At 70.0% G+C, this 2,634-nt stretch carries 3 protein-coding genes; all 3 read left to right on the forward strand.

The annotated features are described in order from the left end of the window. Window positions 1–241 precede the first annotated feature (241 nt). Entirely contained in the window at window positions 242–985 is a 744-nt protein-coding gene (locus GH736_RS20850) for a DedA family protein (protein WP_159606728.1), read from the forward strand. A gap of 41 nt (window positions 986–1,026) precedes the next feature. Next, window positions 1,027–1,707, forward strand: a complete 681-nt coding sequence (locus GH736_RS20855) for an AraC family transcriptional regulator (protein ID WP_159606730.1) — start codon at window positions 1,027–1,029, stop codon at window positions 1,705–1,707. Between the two features lie 109 nt (window positions 1,708–1,816). Continuing rightward, window positions 1,817–2,634 (forward strand): epoxide hydrolase family protein (locus tag GH736_RS20860; RefSeq protein WP_159606732.1); only part of this gene is annotated, 818 nt, incomplete at its 3' end.

The raw sequence follows: 2,634 nt of genomic DNA on the forward strand, positions 1-2,634 counted from the left end.
CTCGTCCGGGCGTCGTTCGAATTCGTCCAGTCGAAGGCCCGAGAAGGGCCGATACGCCAGATCCTGTGGAGACCGGCGAGTAGGGCCGGCCGCCGCCGACTCCCCGGAACAGCGTCGTCATCCCCCGGGATGATTCCCGGCGCGAACCCAGTCGCACGCGGCATCCGCTCGGTAGACTGCAACGACACCACGCCGCCTGCTGACCGGCATCCGCCGTGTCCGACGACTGGAGCCCACTTCGATGGTCCACACCTCCCTGATTCCCTGGCTCGACCCCGAGACGATCATCTCCGCGGCCGGTCCGTGGGCCCTCGTGGTGGTGTGCGCCATCGTGTTCGCCGAGACGGGCCTGCTCGTGGGCTTCCTGCTCCCGGGCGACACACTCCTCGTGATCTCGGGCCTGCTCACGAACACCTCGCTGGTGTTCGGCGTCGACATCTGGTGGGTGTGCCTCGCCATCGGACTCGCGGCGTTCCTCGGCGGCGAGGTCGGCTACCTGATCGGCCACAAGTTCGGGCCGAGCGTCTTCGAACGCAAGGAGTCGGGACTCTTCAGCGTGAAGAACGTCGAACGCACGAACGCGTTCTTCGAGCGCTTCGGCGCCCTGGCGATCATCCTCGCCCGGTTCGTGCCGATCGTGCGCACCTTCGCGCCGGTCGCCGCCGGCGTCGGCCACATGAACTACAAGAAGTACACGCTCTACAACCTCATCGGCGCGTTCGTCTGGGGCGTCGGCCTCACCTACTTCGGCTACCTCATCGGCTACATCCCGCCGGTCGCCGACTTCGTGCAGGAGTACATCGACGTCATCCTCCTCGGTGCCGTCGTGATCACCCTCATCCCGACGCTCTGGCACTACTTCCAGTCGATGCACAAGGCGAAGAAGGCCGCCGCGGCCGGTGAGGACGTGATCACCGACCACGAGGAGGCCGAGCACCTGGTCCTCGACCCCGAGGTGTTCGAGCGCGGCCCCGAGGAGCGCTAGCCCCTCCACGACGTCGGCACGTCAGGGCTACACTCGGCGGCATGAGCTTCCTCTACGAGGAGAAAGCCTCATCCTCCCCCTTCGTCGACGTGGTCTGGCACACCGTCGACACGAGCGACGGCACCTACCTCGCGGCCGCCGACGCGTGCTGGGACCTCATCTTCACGCGCCACGCGGCCGGCTCGCGGGTCCTCATCAGCGGCCCGTCGTCGCGGCCGACGGTGGTGCCCTACCGCGCCGGCAACCGCAACGTGGGCGTGCGCTTCACGCGCGGCACGTACTTCACCCACGTGGAGCCGCACTCGATGTGCGATCGCACCGTGCCGCTCAACGTGCCCGACCCCGCCCACTTCGAACTCGCCGGGCGCACCTGGCCCATGCCCCAGTACGACGCGATCGACGACCTCCTCGACGCCTTCGACCGGCGACGCCTGCTCGCACACGACGCCGTCATCGAGGCGGCCCTGCACGATCGCGCCGTGCCGTCGGTGTCCCCGCGCACCGTCGAGCGGCACTTCACGCGCATCACCGGCTGCAGCCGGCGACAGGTGCGCCAGATCGACCGCGCTCGCGAGGCGGCCGCCCGGCTGCGGACGGGCGAGGCGATCGCGGATGTCGCGTACGAGCTCGGCTACGCCGACCAGTCCCACCTCACCCGGGACGTCAAGCGCCTGACCGGATACACGCCGGCGCAATCGCAGCGCCGCGACGAGCCGGTGTGAGCCACGCCCCGGGTCCGGTGTCGTTCCGGTTCAAGACGGCGGCCGCGGCATCCGCTTCACTCGTTCCCGTCGCACGGCCGGTGCGGCAGCACGAGGGAGGGAAGTCGCCATGGAAGTCCAGCCGTACACGATCGCGATCTCGGACGCCGAGCTCGCCGACCTGCAGTCGCGCCTGGAGCGCACCCGCTGGCCCGCAGCCCGCACCGACGGGTGGGAACGCGGGACGCCGGTGCCGTACGCCCGTCGGCTCGCCGAGTACTGGCGGACGGGCTACGACTGGCGGGCGGCGGAGGCCCGCCTGAACCGCCTGCCCCAGTTCCTCGTCGAGGTCGACGGTCAGCCCATCCACGGACTCCACGTGCGGTCGACGGATGACGCGGCGGTGCCGCTCCTCCTCGTGCACGGCTACCCGTCGTCGTTCGTCGAGTTCGCCCGCATCGCACCGGTGCTCGCCGAACGACCGGGCGTCGCCGACGGGGTCGGCCCCGCGCCGGCGTTCCATGTCGTCGCGCCGTCCATCCCGGGCTTCGGCTTCTCGACGCCCCTCACGAGCCACGGCTGGGACATCGCCCGCGTCGCGCGTGCGTTCGACCAGCTGATGGGAGCGCTCGGCTACGACCGCTACGCCGTCTTCGGCGAGGACGTGGGCGCGGGCATCAGCGAGCAGCTCTGCCTGGACGCCGGCGATCGCGTGCTCGGCTCGATCGCCGCGACGGATCCGGGCGCGATCGCCACCCAGTACACGCCGCCGACCGATCACCTGACCCCTGACGAGCGGGAGCATCACGAGCGGCTGAAGGACGCGCGCACCGAGGACTTCGGCTACCTCGCCCTGCAGACCACCCGTCCGCTCAGCGTCGCCTACGGTCTCACCGACTCCCCCATCGCCCAGGCCACATGGATCGTCGAGAAGTTCCAGGAGTGGAC

The sequence above is a fragment of the Agromyces humi genome (assembly GCF_009720255.1).
Taxonomy (GTDB): Bacteria; Actinomycetota; Actinomycetes; order Actinomycetales; family Microbacteriaceae; genus Agromyces; species Agromyces humi.

Bases quoted from the DNA above. Each gene is read 5' to 3' on its own strand.
- GH736_RS20850 (WP_159606728.1), top strand. From the start codon at position 242: ATGGTCCACACCTCCCTGATTCCCTGGCTCGACCCCGAGACGATCATC.
- GH736_RS20855 (WP_159606730.1), top strand. From the start codon at position 1,027: ATGAGCTTCCTCTACGAGGAGAAAGCCTCATCCTCCCCCTTCGTCGAC.